Annotated in this window: 15 protein-coding genes and 1 tRNA gene; 9 read left to right on the top strand and 7 right to left on the bottom strand. The window is 66.2% G+C overall.

Going from position 1 to position 14,933, the window contains the following annotated elements; translation table 11 throughout:
* Positions 1-105 precede the first annotated feature (105 nt).
* From OVA12_RS10640 to OVA12_RS10660, 5 genes are all read right to left on the bottom strand, one after another.
* Positions 106-1,881: an SLC13 family permease gene (locus OVA12_RS10640; RefSeq protein ID WP_268137153.1), complete on the bottom strand. Its 1,776-nt coding sequence runs from the start codon at positions 1,879-1,881 to the stop codon at positions 106-108.
* 192 nt (positions 1,882-2,073) lie between these two features.
* Positions 2,074-2,856: a hypothetical protein gene (locus OVA12_RS10645; RefSeq protein WP_268137155.1), complete on the bottom strand. Its 783-nt coding sequence runs from the start codon at positions 2,854-2,856 to the stop codon at positions 2,074-2,076.
* 139 nt (positions 2,857-2,995) lie between these two features.
* Positions 2,996-3,071 (bottom strand) — tRNA-Thr (locus tag OVA12_RS10650).
* A gap of 212 nt (positions 3,072-3,283) precedes the next feature.
* Positions 3,284-5,041, bottom strand: coding sequence for a heme biosynthesis protein HemY (locus OVA12_RS10655; protein ID WP_268137157.1), 1,758 nt, complete (start codon positions 5,039-5,041; stop codon positions 3,284-3,286).
* 22 nt (positions 5,042-5,063) lie between these two features.
* Entirely contained in the window at positions 5,064-6,371 is a 1,308-nt protein-coding gene (locus tag OVA12_RS10660; RefSeq protein ID WP_268137159.1) for a COG4223 family protein, read from the bottom strand.
* On the opposite strand from OVA12_RS10660, the gene OVA12_RS10665 reads away from it, so the two are divergent.
* Complete coding sequence (locus tag OVA12_RS10665; protein WP_268137161.1) at positions 6,362-6,541, top strand: hypothetical protein; 180 nt, start codon at positions 6,362-6,364, stop codon at positions 6,539-6,541. The genes OVA12_RS10660 and OVA12_RS10665 overlap by 10 nt on opposite strands.
* Positions 6,542-7,008: 467 nt before the next feature.
* Here OVA12_RS10665 and OVA12_RS10670 read toward each other — a convergent pair whose 3' ends face one another.
* Positions 7,009-7,707, bottom strand: a complete 699-nt coding sequence (locus tag OVA12_RS10670; RefSeq protein WP_106753743.1) for a uroporphyrinogen-III synthase — start codon at positions 7,705-7,707, stop codon at positions 7,009-7,011.
* Between the two features lie 12 nt (positions 7,708-7,719).
* Positions 7,720-8,643, bottom strand: coding sequence for a hydroxymethylbilane synthase (gene hemC / locus OVA12_RS10675; RefSeq protein ID WP_268137163.1), 924 nt, complete (start codon positions 8,641-8,643; stop codon positions 7,720-7,722).
* A 182-nt stretch (positions 8,644-8,825) separates the two neighbouring features.
* Between hemC and tsaD the strand changes: the two genes are divergently transcribed.
* From tsaD to OVA12_RS10715, 8 genes are all read left to right on the top strand, one after another.
* Positions 8,826-9,944 carry a tRNA (adenosine(37)-N6)-threonylcarbamoyltransferase complex transferase subunit TsaD gene (tsaD, locus tag OVA12_RS10680; RefSeq protein WP_268137165.1) on the top strand — a complete coding sequence of 373 codons (1,119 nt, stop codon included), beginning with the start codon at positions 8,826-8,828 and terminating at the stop codon, positions 9,942-9,944.
* 248 nt (positions 9,945-10,192) lie between these two features.
* Positions 10,193-10,435 (top strand): hypothetical protein, encoded by a 243-nt coding sequence (locus OVA12_RS10685; protein WP_268137167.1) that lies wholly within the window; start codon positions 10,193-10,195, stop codon positions 10,433-10,435.
* Positions 10,436-10,588: 153 nt separating this feature from the next.
* A complete protein-coding gene (locus OVA12_RS10690; protein WP_268137169.1) occupies positions 10,589-11,038 on the top strand; it encodes an NUDIX hydrolase in 450 nt (149 codons plus the stop codon).
* Between the two features lie 2 nt (positions 11,039-11,040).
* Entirely contained in the window at positions 11,041-12,048 is a 1,008-nt protein-coding gene (locus tag OVA12_RS10695) for an NAD(P)H-dependent glycerol-3-phosphate dehydrogenase (RefSeq protein WP_268137172.1), read from the top strand.
* Between the two features lie 56 nt (positions 12,049-12,104).
* Positions 12,105-12,395: a YciI-like protein gene (locus OVA12_RS10700; RefSeq protein WP_268137174.1), complete on the top strand. Its 291-nt coding sequence runs from the start codon at positions 12,105-12,107 to the stop codon at positions 12,393-12,395.
* Position 12,396: 1 nt separating this feature from the next.
* Positions 12,397-12,822: an EVE domain-containing protein gene (locus tag OVA12_RS10705; protein WP_268137176.1), complete on the top strand. Its 426-nt coding sequence runs from the start codon at positions 12,397-12,399 to the stop codon at positions 12,820-12,822.
* A 76-nt stretch (positions 12,823-12,898) separates the two neighbouring features.
* Positions 12,899-13,579: a class I SAM-dependent methyltransferase gene (locus OVA12_RS10710; RefSeq protein WP_268137178.1), complete on the top strand. Its 681-nt coding sequence runs from the start codon at positions 12,899-12,901 to the stop codon at positions 13,577-13,579.
* A 119-nt stretch (positions 13,580-13,698) separates the two neighbouring features.
* Positions 13,699-14,871, top strand: coding sequence for a M20 aminoacylase family protein (locus OVA12_RS10715; RefSeq protein WP_268137180.1), 1,173 nt, complete (start codon positions 13,699-13,701; stop codon positions 14,869-14,871).
* The last annotated feature ends 62 nt before the right edge of the window (positions 14,872-14,933 follow it).

Consider the following 14,933-nt stretch of genomic DNA (forward strand, 5'->3'; position numbering starts at 1 on the left):
AACGATCATTCATTTTTTAGAGAGAGTCAACACCCTCAGGTCCCGAAACAGCAACGCCCGCCGCCGTCTCCGGCAGCGGGCGCTGAAGCTGCAGCCCGGCCGCAGTCAGAACGGAAAGAAGATCGGGATTACCAGCACCGCAATCACCGCGAACAGAATGTTCAGCGGCACACCGACGATGAGGAAGTCGCGGAACTTGTAGCCACCTGCCGTGTAGACGAAGGTGTTGGTCTGATACCCGATCGGCGTCGCAAAGCTCGCGCTCGCGGCAAACATCACCGCCATGATGAAGGGTCTCGGATCCAGCCCCAGCTGCTGCGCCAGCGCAATGGCAATCGGCCCGACCAGCACGGCCACGGCGTTGTTGCTGACGATTTCCGTCAGGGCCGACGTCAGCACATAGACGACCGCGAGGATCAGGATCGGATTGGCCTGCCCGATCAGGCTCATGGCGCTGTCGACGATCAGTTCCACAGCACCGGTCTTCTCAAGGCCGATGCCAAATCCGAGCATGCCATAGATCAGGAACAGGATGCGCCAGTCGACGGATTCAAACGCGTCGACCGGATCGATGCAGCGCGTCATCATCACCACCACAGCACCGATCACAGCCAGCCCTTCGATCGGCATGACGCCGAGCGCGGCCAGAACCATCACGCCAATGATCACCGCCACGGCAATCGGCGCCTTGTGCCGGCGGATCGCACGCTCCTGCGGCGCGGACAGGTTGATCAGGCCCTCGTCTTCCGCCAGCCGCTGCAGCCCGTCCGCCGGCCCTTCCAGCAACAGCGTGTCGGCGAACTGCAGGCGCAGATGATCAATCTCGTCCGAGATGTTCCGGTCCTGCCGGTGCACGGCCATGACATAGACGCCATAGGTGCGGCGCAGGTTCAGCGCGCTGAGCGACCGGCCAATCAGATGCGAGTTCGGCCCGACGCTGGCCTCCAGCATTAAGGTCTGGTCCGCCGCGACCGGCTCGAAGCCCTGATCCGACACATCGCGGAACTCGACCTGACCGTTTTCCTTCAGCGCAAGAATCTCGCCCGTGCCAGTCTTCACAACGATGCGGTCACCGGCGATCAAGGTCAGATCGTCCAGCCGGTGCCGCATGGAAAGCTCGCCGCGCAGCACATCGAGGATCCGCGTGCCCGCGCCGTTGAACGGCAGATCAGCCAACGACTTGCCGACATAGCGGGAGCCTGCCGGAATCAGCAACCGCGCCATGAACCGCCGTGTCCCGCCCTGACTGAGCAGCCCAGCCATCGACTGCCGTTCGGGCAAGAGATAGCGCACGGCGAACAGCATGTAGACCAGCCCCACAGCGGCAAAGATCAGCCCTGGCCCGGTCATCTCGAACATGCCGATTGGCGCAAGTCCGGCCTTAAGGGCGATGCCACTCATCAGAATGTTGGTAGAGGTGCCAACCAGCGTCAGGGTTCCCCCAAGGATCGCCGCATAAGACAAGGGAATCAAGAACTTGGACGGCGTCGTCCCGAGGCTTCCGGCAACGGCAATCATGATCGGCGCCAGCAGGATGACGACAGGGGTGTTGTTCATGAAGGCCGACGCAGTGACCGCAAAGGCCATCATGATGAACACCGCCCGCAGATAGGACCCCTTCGAGTACCGCTCCAGCACGTCCCCGATGATCTGCAGCACCCCCGTTCGCTCCAGCGCGGCACTGATGATGAACATCATCGCAATGGTGATCGGTGCGCTGTTGGAAAAGACACCGAGGAACTCCTTGGTGTCGACAATGCCCACCGCAATCAGCACGGCCGAGGCAGCCAGCGCAGTCAGCTCCGGGGGATAAATTTCCTTGATGAATCCGAAAAAGACGAGGCCAAGCAGTGCAAAGACAAGAATTTGATCAAAGGTCATGTCTTGTGCGCCGCCTCGTTCGTTCGCCCTCACCCAGACAGGACAGTAGCATTGACTGAAAGGCAAGATGAAGCAATCCGCGCCCACCATTCGTCGCAATTGCGCAAACGGATGCCCCGTCCGACCTCGGCACGGAAACAATCCGCCAACGGCGATGTCGAAACAGACGGCTGCCGCGATCCCGCGCCCCGCTCAGCGCGGACGCCGCATCCGGTCCTGACCAGCCGCCGCAGGGGCTTCCTCGACCTTGCCCCAGCGCTTTTCGCGGACGCGGCGGATGCGTCGGCGGCCGAGATCAGACAGGCCGCGCGGCAGCTCCACGCCGGCCCGGTCCATGTCGACAAACACGCGCTCCAGATCCGGGATCGCTTCCGTCGCGATCACGAACACCGCGCCCGCCTTGGTCGTCAGGCGCAACGCCTTCGACGGCGCTGATCCGGCCACCAGCGTCACACCATGCCGCCGGTCGAGAAAAGGCGACAACAGGGACAATCCGCGTGGCAGCTGCCAGATGCGGATCTCCACACGCGCAAGGTCGGTGTAGCGCTGGCGCATGGTGAGGCCAAACTCGGTCACTTCAAAGCCATTGCCGAAGAACCGGGCATGGGACGTCGCCTGCCGCGCCGAAAGATAGAAGATCGGGATGCTGAGCGCCGCCGGAATGAAGAACAGCATCGACACGGCCGCAACCGAACCCGGCACATAGGCTGCGGCCACCAGGGGCAGGCTGAAGAACGGGATGCCGACCGCGAAACCGATCGCGTCCGACATGGCAATCGATGGCGACCACTCCGGCTGCACGGACCCTGCTGGTGGCGCCTGGTAGGGCAGCCCGACATAGACGCCGACAGCTGCCGCAAGGCAAACCAGCCCGGTCAGCGGCGAGAACACGGTGAGACCACCGGCAAGGCCCAAGACGGCCAGCGCCAGCGCCGCCAATCGCCGCATCAGCTCGATCAGACCGGTCTCACCCATTTGCCTGCGAAATCCCCCCGCGAATCACCCCTTGATGCCGATCAAGGATGATTGCGCCGAGCACAAAGCCACGGTCAAGCCTTTGCACGAACGAGGCACAAGCCTGCTGTGGCTGATGAATATCTGGAACGTTGGGAAGTGGTGCCGCTGAAGGGACTCGAACCCCCGACCCCATCATTACGAATGACGTGCTCTACCAACTGAGCTACAGCGGCAATCCGGTTCCGGTGGCCGGAACGGGCCTGCGGGTAAGGCAGGCTGGCCAAGGGACGGTGTCCGTCGTGCTTGGATGGTGGGGGTGATAACGGAGAGACGCGGGGGATGCAAGCCCCTTGCTGCATTTGTCACAGCCATGGACAGGCATATGCCCGGCCCATAGCTGTGATGTTGCTGTCCGGGCGGGCTATGCCCGCGCCGTGCCGCCGCTTCAGCCGAAGAACGCCGCCCCCGGTTCCCGCTGCTTTTCCTTCTCATCCGCCGCGTCCGGCCCCGGATCATCCGGCATGCGCTTGAGCGGAAAATCCGGTGACGCCGGCGCAACTGTCCGGGCGGCGGCCTGAGACGCAGTCGCGGGCGGTGCCGGCGGTGCCGGTGGCGCTGGCGGCGGGCTCGCCACACCGGCCGCAGCCGGCTTCACAGTGGGCTTTGCGGGGGTCGCTGCGCCGGGAGCTGCCGGAAAGACGGTCGTGGCGGTGCCCGCGTTGCCTGCCGGCTTTGTCACCGTCGTCACCACTTCCGCGTCGACCACATCCGTTGCCTGCGGCTTTTCGGGCCGGGTGGGCTTGGTCTCGCTGGCCTTGGCCGCGGCTGCCAGCACGCCCGCGGTTGTTGATGCTGCCTCGGCTGCCGCCTCCAGCCGGGGCGCATCGAACAGCGCATCGGTGATCAGCGCCGCGTCGGCTTCTGGCCCCTGCGGCCGGATCCATTCAAATGCATCAAGCCGTCCGGTGAGCGGTGAGACCGGCTTCCAGTCCGCAGACACGATGCCATCGGCCACCCAGGCCACGTCGGCCGGTGCCTGGACGGCGCGGGCCAGCCATTCGCGCATGCGGCCCTTGTCGCCATGCTCGGCCTCTTCCAGCTCGGCCATCATGACGAAGGCGCCACGGCTGGGTTCGCTGGTCAGGGCGAATTTCAGCTGCTCGCGCGCTTCGGCAAAGTCACGCGCCTCCATCGCGGCACGGGCAACGGCCAGGGCGCCGGTTGCCGAATGGGCACGCATCAGGGCCAGCGCCTTGACGCGCTTCAGCCGGTCCTGCGCGGAATCGCCAATGCGGGCATGGGCATAGGCCTCGGCCAGATCAGGATGCGGCGACAGACGCCAGGTCGCCTCGATCAGCTTCACCGCCTTGCGCACATCGCCCTTGCGCGTCGCTAGCCGGGCGCCGACAACGGCCGCCGGCACCAGATCGACGGCAAGTCCGTGCGCTTCCTTGGCCAGCGTCATCGCCTGATCCGGATCCCGGTCTTCCATCTCCAGCGCCCTTGCGGTCAACAGCACGGCGCGGTGGCGGCGATAGGTCGGCTTGTCGATCAGCTTGGCGGAAAAGTTGCGCTCCAGCGTGGCAACAGCCGCCTCGAAATCATTGGCCACCGCCTGATACCCGAGCACCGCGCGCCCGGCCCAGTCCAGGCCCGGCTGCGCCTTCAGCGCTTCTTCGGCATAATGGCGTGCGGCGACGGGCTCGCCCTGCCGCTCAGCCTCGACAAACAGGCCATGCAGGCCAAGCGCCCGCGTCTGCGGATTGTCCAGCATCGCCTCGAAGCGCTGCCGCGCCTCCGAATGCTGGCCGGACAGCTGTGCTGCCTGCGCCAGGAGAAGCTTGGCTGCCGGCTCATGCGTCAACAGCTTGTCCGCCTCCAGCCCGAGCTTTCGGGCAAGGCGCGCATTGCCGGTGCCCAGCGCGATGAGGCCCGAGGACAGCGCCTGATAGCCCCGGTCCCGCCGCCGGCGCCGGAAGAACCGGCCGGCAATCTTCGGCGAGCGCAGGATCGTCAGCACCAGCCAGACGGCCCCGAGGAACAGCGCCAGAAACACACCCAGCAGCAGCGCCGCCACGATCGGCGGCTGCTCCCAGGCATAGCCCTCCCAGCCGATGGAAATCACACCGGGCAGATCCGCCATCCAGGCAAGCCCGAGGGCGACAACGAACAGCAGGGCGAAAAAGACGAACGCACGGATCATGCCGCTTGCTCCCGGTTCGAGGTCACCTCAGTTGCCCTTGCGGGCGATCGCGGAGAGAACCGCGCTGGCCGTCTCGCTGGTCAGCCGGTCCACCGCGAGGCGTGCCCGGGCGGCCTTGGCCCAGCCATCGGGCAAGCCCGCGCGCGGCCTCTGGCAAGGCGTCATACGCCACCAGTGCCGCCGCCAGATCCCCCGCCTTGACCGCGTTTTCCATCTGCCGCAGCGCCGCCTCCGGCCCTGTGCCACTGGCGTCTCCCGGCCCGCGCACCGCGACGAGCGAGGCCGCACTGCTCAACAGGCTGTCGAGCACGCCGGCCTCCGGGTCCGGCTGCACCAGGGTGGCATGGATCGCCCGGGCAATCGGAGGGAACTGCGCCATCAGCGTTGCCGTCGGCGCAATGCCCTCTGCCGCTTCCGCCTCAAGGGCGGCCATGTCGCCGGCTGCCGTGTCACCCAGCGCGGCCTTCACGGCCGCCAGTTCGGTCACAAACGGGCGCCCGGCATCCACCGCGGCCCGCAGCGCGGAAACCGACAGGGCCCTTGCCGCCATTTCACGGGCAGAGGCATCACCCATCATCTCTTCGACCGCAGCAAGCCGCGCGGCCATTTCGCCGGCAGCCGTTTTCAGCTCGGCAACAGCGGCGTCGCCGCGTTGTGTCAGCTCGCTCAGCTGCGCCACCGCATCCGCATCGCGCACCTGACCATCGGCAAGGCTCTTGAGAGCCGCATCCGAGGCCGCCGAGGCCGCCTGCACGCTTGCCAGCGCAGAGGTCATCGCCTCGACACTGCCCTGCAAGCCGTCCACACGGGCGGCAAGGCCCCTCGCCGCGCCGGCATCCGCCGGTGCAGTCGCTGCGGGAGCTGCCGCGCCTGCAACGGGTCCCGGCTGCGGCACACCCTGCCGGACAGCATCAAGCTGCGCTGCCAGATCTGCCAGTTTCGACTGATTGTCACCGCGCAGCGAATCCACCATGGCCGTCAGCCGGGTTTCAAGCTCGCGCAAGCCTTCGGGCGAACCCGGCGCGGCATTGGCCGCGACTGTGGCTTCCGCAGCCGCCAGTTCGGCAAACCGCCGCTCCAGCGTCTCCAGCCGGGCCCGATCGGCCAGCATGTCCTCGGTGACCAGCGGGCCATTGCCCTTCAGCGGCAGCACGCCGGTCTGGTTGAGTGTGTAAAAGCCGCCGAGCAGCGCCACACCGACCAGCAACGCGGCAGCCATCGCGCCGCCAAAGCTGACGCCCTGCGGCGGCGTCTGTTTGTCGGAAGCTGACGGCGAGCCGGCGAAGCTCGATGCGGGCTTGGCCGTGGAGGATGTGGCCGATGCGGCCATGCGGCTGTGCGCCTGTCGGTGCAGAGGCCGTCGGCGAACCTGTCGCGGAGGCCGCTCCCGAAGATGTTGCCCCCGCCGATGCCGGTCCGGCGGAACTGGGCCCCGCCGACGCCGCGCCAGCCGAGGAGGATGCGGCCGAAGATGATGAGGCCGACGAGGCGGCGCCTTGAGGGCTGAAGGGGTTCGATCGCTCAGGCAAAGGCGCGCGCGCTGCGCCGCTGTCCGGCGCGCCTGCGGGCTTGGCGGCAGACGTCTCGGCGGCCTTCGGCTGACTGCTGGCCGCAGACGAAGCCCCAGCTGCGGACGTGGCCGGCGCTGCCGGTTTCGCCTGTGCCGCCGCAGGCTGCGCTTTCGGCTGGGACGCGGCTTCGGCCTTTGCCTCGACTTTTTCCGGCACGAGATCAATGGTCACCGGACGGCGGCCGCCGGTCTTGCCTGCCTCGGCACCTGGCCCAGACCCGGCACCAGACCCGGCACCGGCACTGGGCTTGTCCTTGCCGGACTTGTCCTCGTCGGAGACCATCGCGTTTCCTCCTCTTGCCGAAAAGCGGGTGACCGCTTGCGACTATACACACTGATCGCTCGGGCGGCACCGCGACCAAAGGTCGAGGCCGCACCAAGGACTCGCCTGCCGCAGTTAACAGCCGGTGAAGGCGCGCGCGAACAGGGCCGGTTCATCCGGCGTTGCGGCCCATTCCACCGGGCCGAGCGCCGACAAGGGTGCCCCGGCCTTGGCCGAAAGCGCCACGATGCGCGGAAGCACCTTCGGCGCCGTCTGTTGCAGCAATGTGGCGCAGACTTCGGCTGTCCGCGCCGAATAGACCAGGATCGCGTCGATCTCCTGCCGGCGCAGCATCTCGTCAACGCCCACGGGCCAGTCCACAACCGGATCGGTGCGATAAAGTTCCACGACCTGGCAGAAGATGCCCGAGCGGCGCAGGTGCCCCTCCAGATCCCCCGCCCGGTCGCGTCCTGCACCATAAAGCACGACGCCGCTGCCGTGACTGATACGGATCAGGGCCGCCAGATCGCTGGAATCGCCGTCTGCCGAAAGCACCTGCCGGAAACCGGCCTGCCGTGCGGCGGCAGCCGTGCGCGCACCAACGGCGTAGAACGGAAGTCCCGCAAGCTTGGGAAGCTGCGGATGGCGCGCCAGCACTTCGACCGCCTGGCCACTGGTGACGGCCACTGCCGTTACGACATCAAGATCCATCTCGTCGGGCGGCGTCTGCACGATTGTCAGCAGCGGCGCTTCCAGCGCCACATGCCCCATCAAGCGCAGCCGGCGCGCCGTTGCAGCACAAAAAGGTTCCGGACGGGTGACGAGTACGCGCATGCCCCCTCCCCGTCAGACCGCAAAGAAACCGGGACCGCCCAGCGCCTTCAGGCTGCGGCCCGCCTCACGGCCAATGGCCTCGGCGTCATCGACCGAGCCTTCGCGCATCAGCTCATGCAGCTCGCTGCCATCCGGCTTCAGGATCAGCCCGCGGAACGACAGGCGTTCGCCGTCAATCAGCGCCAGACCGCCGATCGGCGTACGACAGGAGCCGTCCAGCTCGGCCAGGAACGCGCGTTCGCAGGTGAGGCGCAGCTCGGTTTCGCGGTGATGGATGGCGGCCAGCATATCCAGAACTGGCTGGTCAGCCGCCCGGCTCTCGATGCAGATCGCCCCCTGACCGACCGCCGGCAGGAACGTGTCCGTCTCCAGCAGGCTCGTGACCACGTCTGCAAGGCCAAGACGCCGCAATCCGGCATAGGCCAGCAGCGTGGCATCCACCTGCCCCTCTTCCAGTTTCTTCAGCCGCGTCTGCACGTTGCCCCGGTACATCACCACCTGGATGTCCGGGCGCAGGCGCTTGATCATCGCCTGCCGGCGCAGCGAGGACGACCCGACCACAGCGCCCTGCGGCAGGTCTTCCAGTCGCTTGGCCTTTGGCGAAATGAAGGCATCGCGCACGTCTTCGCGCGGCAGGAAGGCGGTCAGCGCCAGTCCGTCAGGCAGATGCGTCGGCATGTCCTTGGATGAATGCACCGCGATATCGATACGTCCGTCGAGCAGCGCTTCCTCGATTTCCTTGGTGAAAAGCCCCTTGCCGCCCGCTTCCGACAGGGGCCGGTCCTGGATCTGGTCGCCGGAGGTCTTGATGACGACGATGTCGAAATCCTGTTCTGCCAGACCATGGGCAGCCATCAGCCGGCTGCGGGTTTCATGGGCCTGAGCCAGAGCAAGCGCGCTGCCGCGGGTTCCGATACGCAAAGGTTTTGATTGCAAGACAAACGATCCGGGTGTTAGGGGCAGTTTTAACGGTTTGAAGCACAATAGGCGGTCACGCGCCACAGGCCAATGCGGCACTATCCCGGATGTTGATCGGCAAGCCCGTGCGATCGGCTTGCTCCTCGCCATGGCCCCGCCTGATCTTGCGTCGATCTGCAAAACCACCACTGGATGAGCCAATGCTGCCAGACTTGCGCGATTTCACTGTCCTGGGAATCGAGACCAGCTGCGACGAAACGGCGGCCTCTGTCGTGCGCAGTGGCAATGGGTCCGGCACCGGGTCGCGCATCCTGTCCAACGTCATCCGCTCGCAGATCGACGAACACACCGAGTTTGGCGGCGTGGTGCCGGAAATTGCCGCCCGGGCCCACATCGCCGTGCTCGACCGCATCGTCGCCGAGGCCATGGCCGAGGCCGGCGTCAGCTTTGACGAGATCGACGCCGTTGCAGCCACCGCCGGCCCCGGACTTATCGGCGGCGTCATTGTCGGCCTGATGACGGCCAAGGCCATCGCCATGGCCGCCGGCAAGCCGCTTCTGGCGATCAACCATCTCGAAGGCCACGCCCTGACCGCGCGCCTGACGGATGACCTGGCGTTTCCCTATCTGCTGCTGCTCGTCTCCGGCGGCCACACCCAGTTCCTGCTGGTAAAGGGCGTCGGCGACTACGAGCGCCTCGGCTCCACCATCGACGATGCCATCGGCGAGGCCTTCGACAAGACGGCCAAGCTTCTCGGCCTGCCCTATCCCGGCGGCCCCGCCGTCGAACGCATGGCCCGCGAAGGCGATCCGAAGCGCTTCGCCCTGCCGCGCCCGCTGCTTGACCGGCCCGGCCTCGACATGTCCTTCGCCGGCCTCAAGACGGCCCTGCGCAATGCGGCCGAAAAGGCCCAGCCGGTTGACGAACAGACCGCGCGGGACCTCTGCGCCGGCTTCCAGCGCGCCGTCTCGGATGTGCTCGCCCATCGCACCCGCGCGGCCCTCAGCCTCTTCGCCGAGCGCTTTCCGGATGCCGAAAAGGTTATCGTTGTCGCTGGCGGCGTCGCGGCCAATTCAGAGATCCGCGCCGCGCTGGATGACGCCTGCCGCACTGCTGGCGCCCGCTTCGTCGCCCCGCCGCACCGCCTGTGCACCGACAACGCCGCGATGATCGCCTGGGCCGGCATCGAACGGCTCGATATTGCCGCCCGTGCGGGAGAGATCCTGGACGACCAGTCCGTCGCCCCCCGCCCCCGCTGGCCCCTCGACGAAACCTCCGCCAGCCTCCTCGGCGCCGGCAAGAAAGGCGCGAAGGTGTGAGAAGCACAGTCACCCGTGCAATCGGGCGACATTCGCCGTACACTCAGGGCTGAGACAAACTGCAGACAGGCTCGACCTCTCCTTCGTCATCCCGGCCCAGCAACGCGAGAGCCGGGACCGGAGAGCCAAAGTCTCTCTGCGTGTACTTCGTTGAAATATCGAGGCCTCGACCCTCCGGTCCCGGCTCTGCGCTTCGCTTGGCCGGGATGACGCAGGCAACTTTCTCAACGGGATCAGGCAGAAGCACCATGGTCCACACGCCCAATGACACCACCTGCGAAACGCACCATTCCTCTATCACCGCACAAGGCGCAGAGATCATCGCGCGCGTGGAAAAATGGGTTAGAAGCCACCATGAAGCGCAAAACTGGTACCGTGCCTATCCGATCCCTGCTTTCGGAGACCGCACTGCAGAATCTCTGGTAAAAGCTGGAGAGGAAGAAGCAGTCCGCAATTACGTCATTGCTGTCGCCTCCGGCGCATTTGCCTGAGCGCAGCGGGTTCTCACCAAGGCAATTTATCCTGCAAGATGAACCGATGCAGGCCGGAACGCCTTCCTATAACCGCCAGACGCCACATGCCCGGTTCACAGCTGCCCGCGAACTTGCTAGGCAGGGGGCCCTCGTCGTTCCGGATGCCCTTTCATGCGCGTGCTTCACAAGGCCTATGTCTATCTGACCTGCGGCCGCAAGCTCCTCGTGTTCAGCCAGCCTGATCAGCCGGATGTCGGGCTTCAGGTCCCCGGCGGCACGCTGGATCCGGGCGAAAGCCATCTCATCGGCGCGCGGCGCGAGTTTCACGAGGAAACCGGTCTTGTCCTCGATGGTGCGCTTGACCACCTCGCCGACCAGGACCACCTGTTCGACAACGGCCGTGGCCGCGACCTGCATCGCCGGCGGCATTTCCATGCCCGCGTGGCCCGGATCGGTCGAGACGAGTGGGAGCATTTCGAGATGACGCCGAATGACGGCGGCGATCCGATCCGTTTCCGTCTGTTCTGGCTTGATCTTGATGGAGAGATCGATCCTGCGGCGTTCTACGAGGGCTTTGACGCGCAGCTGCCCCTGCTGCGCCAGCGCGTGACCGGAGGCTGACCATGCCAAACTACGACAGCATCGGTGTGATCGGTGGCGGTGCCTGGGGCACGGCCCTTGCGCTCTCCGCCGCCCGCGCCGGCCGGTCCGTCACCCTGTGGGCCCGCGACACCGCGCTTGTCAGTGAATTGCGCAGCCGCCAGAGCAACAGCGCCTATCTGCCCGGCATCACCTTCGACGAACGCCTCACCGCCACCACCGATCTCGGTGAGGCCGCTGACGTTGACGCCCTGCTGCTGGTCACCCCGGCCCAGACCACCCGCAGCCTCGCCGCCAGCCTGAAACCGCATCTGAAGCCCGGCACCCCGGTCGTCCTCTGCGCCAAGGGCATCGAGCGCGGCACCGGACATCTCCTGTCAGAAATCCTTGCCGAAGAAGCGCCTGAGGCTCATCCGGCCGTTCTGTCCGGCCCGAGCTTTGCCATGGACGTCGCGCGTGGGCTGCCCACGGCAGTAACAATTGCCGCCGGCGATGGCGATGTCGCCGATGCGCTGGCACGCGCGCTTGCCTCCGCCAGCTTCCGCCCCTACGCCTCGACCGACATCATCGGCGCCCAGATCGGCGGTGCTCTGAAGAATGTGCTGGCGATTGCCTGCGGTGCCGTCGTCGGCCGAAAACTGGGGGCCAGCGCCCAGGCAGCGCTCACCGCACGCGGCTTTGCCGAACTGTCGCGGCTGGGCAGTGCCATGGGCGCAAGGCCCGAGACGCTGACGGGCCTGTCGGGCCTTGGCGATCTCGTTCTCACCTGCTCCTCGGCCCAGTCACGCAACTTCGCCTTCGGCCAGAAGCTGGGCGAAGGCCGCACGCCGGGAGATCTGATCGCCGCAGGCGAGAAACTTGCCGAAGGCGCCCACTCCGCCCGCATCGCCGTTGAACTTGGCCGCCGCCACAAGGTGGCGCTTCCGGTGTGCGAGGCCGTTGCCGGCGTGCTGGACGGCCAGATGACCATCGACGAGGCCCTGACCGCGCTGATGAACCGCCCCTTGAAGCGCGAGGCGAGCAGCGATTGAGTTCGCGGCCAAGGCCGCATAGGTTGCCTCGACCTGCCAACGCCGGAGACCCCCGCATGCTGTATGCCCTGATCTGCAAGGACAAGCCGAATTCCCTGCAAGTCCGCCTCGACACCCGCCCTGCACATGTGGACTTCCTGAAAGGCCTGGGCGACCGCCTGAAGGCCGCCGGCCCCTTCCTCGACGATTCGGGCGCCATGACCGGCAGCCTCGTCATCATCGAGGCGGCCGACCGCGACGAGGCTCTGGCCGTGTCGCAGCAGGACCCCTATGCCCACGCCGGCCTGTTCGAGAGCGTCGAGATCAAGGCCTGGAACTGGGTCATCAAGAACCCGGAGGCCAAGTAACTTGCGCTACTGGCTGATCAAGTCCGAGCCTGATGTCTGGTCCTGGGAGCAGCAGAAGGCCAAGGGTGCCGCCGGCGAGGAATGGACCGGCGTTCGCAACTATCTCGCCCGCAACAACATGCGGGCGATGCAGCTCGGCGACCGTGCCTTCTTCTACCATTCCAACATCGGCAAGGAAGTCGTCGGCGTCGCCGAGGTCTGCAGCGGCATCGCGCCCGACAGCACCTCGGAGGATCCCCGCTGGGACTGCGTGCATTTCCGTGCCGTCTGCGACGTTCCGCTGCCCGTCAGCCTGGCGGCCGTGAAGGCCGAGCCACGCCTTGCCCAGATGGCCCTCGTCACCTCCATACGCCTGTCGGTACAGCCGGTGACCGAGGAGGAGTGGAAAGTCGTCTGCGAAATGGGCGGGCTGGATCCGGACGTCTGACCACCGTGCCTGCGACTGGTCTGCGGTGAAGCCCTCAGCGCCGGCCCTCTGCCTCGAACCCGAAAGGCCTCCCCTGGTGGCTGGCATATCCGATCCGAAGGACTTCATCCGCAGCAACACCGAGGTGCTGCCGGTTCCCCATGCGTCCGAGATCCGGCTGCATCTGGCCTCCGAGGCCATGGACCTGTGGCAGAAGACGGAGGATGAGCTCGGCGAGATCGGCCTGCCGCCGCCGTTCTGGGCCTTTGCCTGGGCCGGTGGCCAGGCCCTTGCCCGCTACATCCTCGACAATCCGGACCTGGTCGCCGGCAAGCGCGTGCTGGATTTCGCCGCCGGTTCCGGCGTGGTTGCCATTGCAGCCAGACTTGCCGGCGCCCGTGAGGTTCTGGCCGTCGAAATCGACGCCTTCGCCATTGCGTCCATCGAGCTGAACGCCGCCCTGAATGGTGTCGAGGTCGCGACCCGCCTGGGTGACATCACCGGCGAGGCCCCGCCCGAGGTCGAGGTTCTCGTCTGCGGCGATGTCTTCTACGAGTTGCCGATGACGAAGCGCATCCTTGAATGGCTCGGCCGCATGGATCCGGCGAGGAGCATCATTCTCGTTGGCGATCCCGGCCGCTCCTATCTGCCGAAGGACCGCCTCGATCATCTGGCCACCTACACCGTGCCGGTGATCCGCAGCCTGGAGGATTCTGAGGTGAAAAAGACCAGCGTCTATCGCTACCGCGCCCCTGTGGAGCAAAAGCCGCCAGCTTGACGCCTCCGACAACCAGCTGATGCACCAATCCGGCTTGCACTTTGCTGGCCAAACCCGTCCAATGAAGACCTGTTCCGCCGGCGCGCCTGAAGGCCCGGCCAACCGTTCGGGAGTTGTGAATGCCGATCGTCAACCGCCTTGCCGATCTCACCGATGAAATTGCCACCTGGCGCCGCGATTTCCACGAGAACCCGGAAGTGCTCTACGAAACCGTCCGCACCGGCGCCCGTGTCGCCGAACTGCTGACGAGCTTCGGCCTCGACGAGGTGACGACCGGCATCGGCAAGACCGGCGTCGTCGGCGTCATCAAGGGCCGCAACGGCGGCGCTGGTAAAGTCATCGGCCTGCGCGCCGACATGGACGCGCTGCCGATCGAGGAAGCAACCGGCCTTCCCTATGCCTCCAAGGTTCCCGGCAAGATGCACGCCTGCGGCCACGACGGCCACACCTCGATGCTGCTGGGCGCGGCCAAGTACCTCGCCGAAACGCGCAATTTCGATGGCACTGTCGTCGTCATCTTCCAGCCTGCCGAGGAAGGCGGGGCCGGAGCCAAGGCCATGATCGACGATGGCCTGATGACCCGCTGGGCCATCGACGAAGTCTACGGCATGCACAACATGCCCGGCCTTCCGGTCGGCGAGTTCGCCATCCGCACCGGCCCGATCATGGCCGCCACCGACGAGTTCAAGATCGAGATTTCCGGCCGCGGCGGCCATGCCGCAAAGCCGCAGGAAACCATTGATCCCATCGTCATCGGCAGCCAGCTCGTCAGCGCCCTGCAGACCATTGCCAGCCGCACCGTCAATCCGCTGCAGTCGGTCGTCGTCTCGGTCACTGTCTTCGAGGCCGGAAGTGCCTTCAACGTCATTCCGGAAACCGCGACCCTGCGTGGCACCATCCGCAGCCTGACGCCGGAAACCCGCGCGCTTGCCGAAGAACGCCTGCGCCTGATCACCGGCTCCGTCTGCGCTGCCTTTGGCGCCACGGCCGAGATCCAGTTCCGCCGCGGCTATCCGGTCACCTTCAACCACGAAGCCGAGACCGAATTTGCCGCCAGCATCGCCGACGAGATCGCCGGTCCCGGCCGCGTCAATCGCAAGGTCGAGCCGATGATGGGCGGCGAGGACTTCTCCTACATGCTGCTGGAGCGTCCCGGTGCCTACATCTTCGCCGGCAACGGCGACAGCGCCGGGCTTCACCACCCGCGCTACGACTTCAACGACACCCTCATCCCCGTCGGCAGCTCCTTCTGGGTCCGCCTCGCCGAACGCGCGTTGGAACGGGCAGGCTGAGATACCGGGACAGCGCTGTGAGGGCTGACAGGTAGGAGCAGCGAAAGCTAACCCACCGGCCA

The sequence above is a fragment of the Pannonibacter sp. SL95 genome, from assembly GCF_026672425.1.
GTDB lineage: Bacteria > Pseudomonadota > Alphaproteobacteria > Rhizobiales > Stappiaceae > Pannonibacter.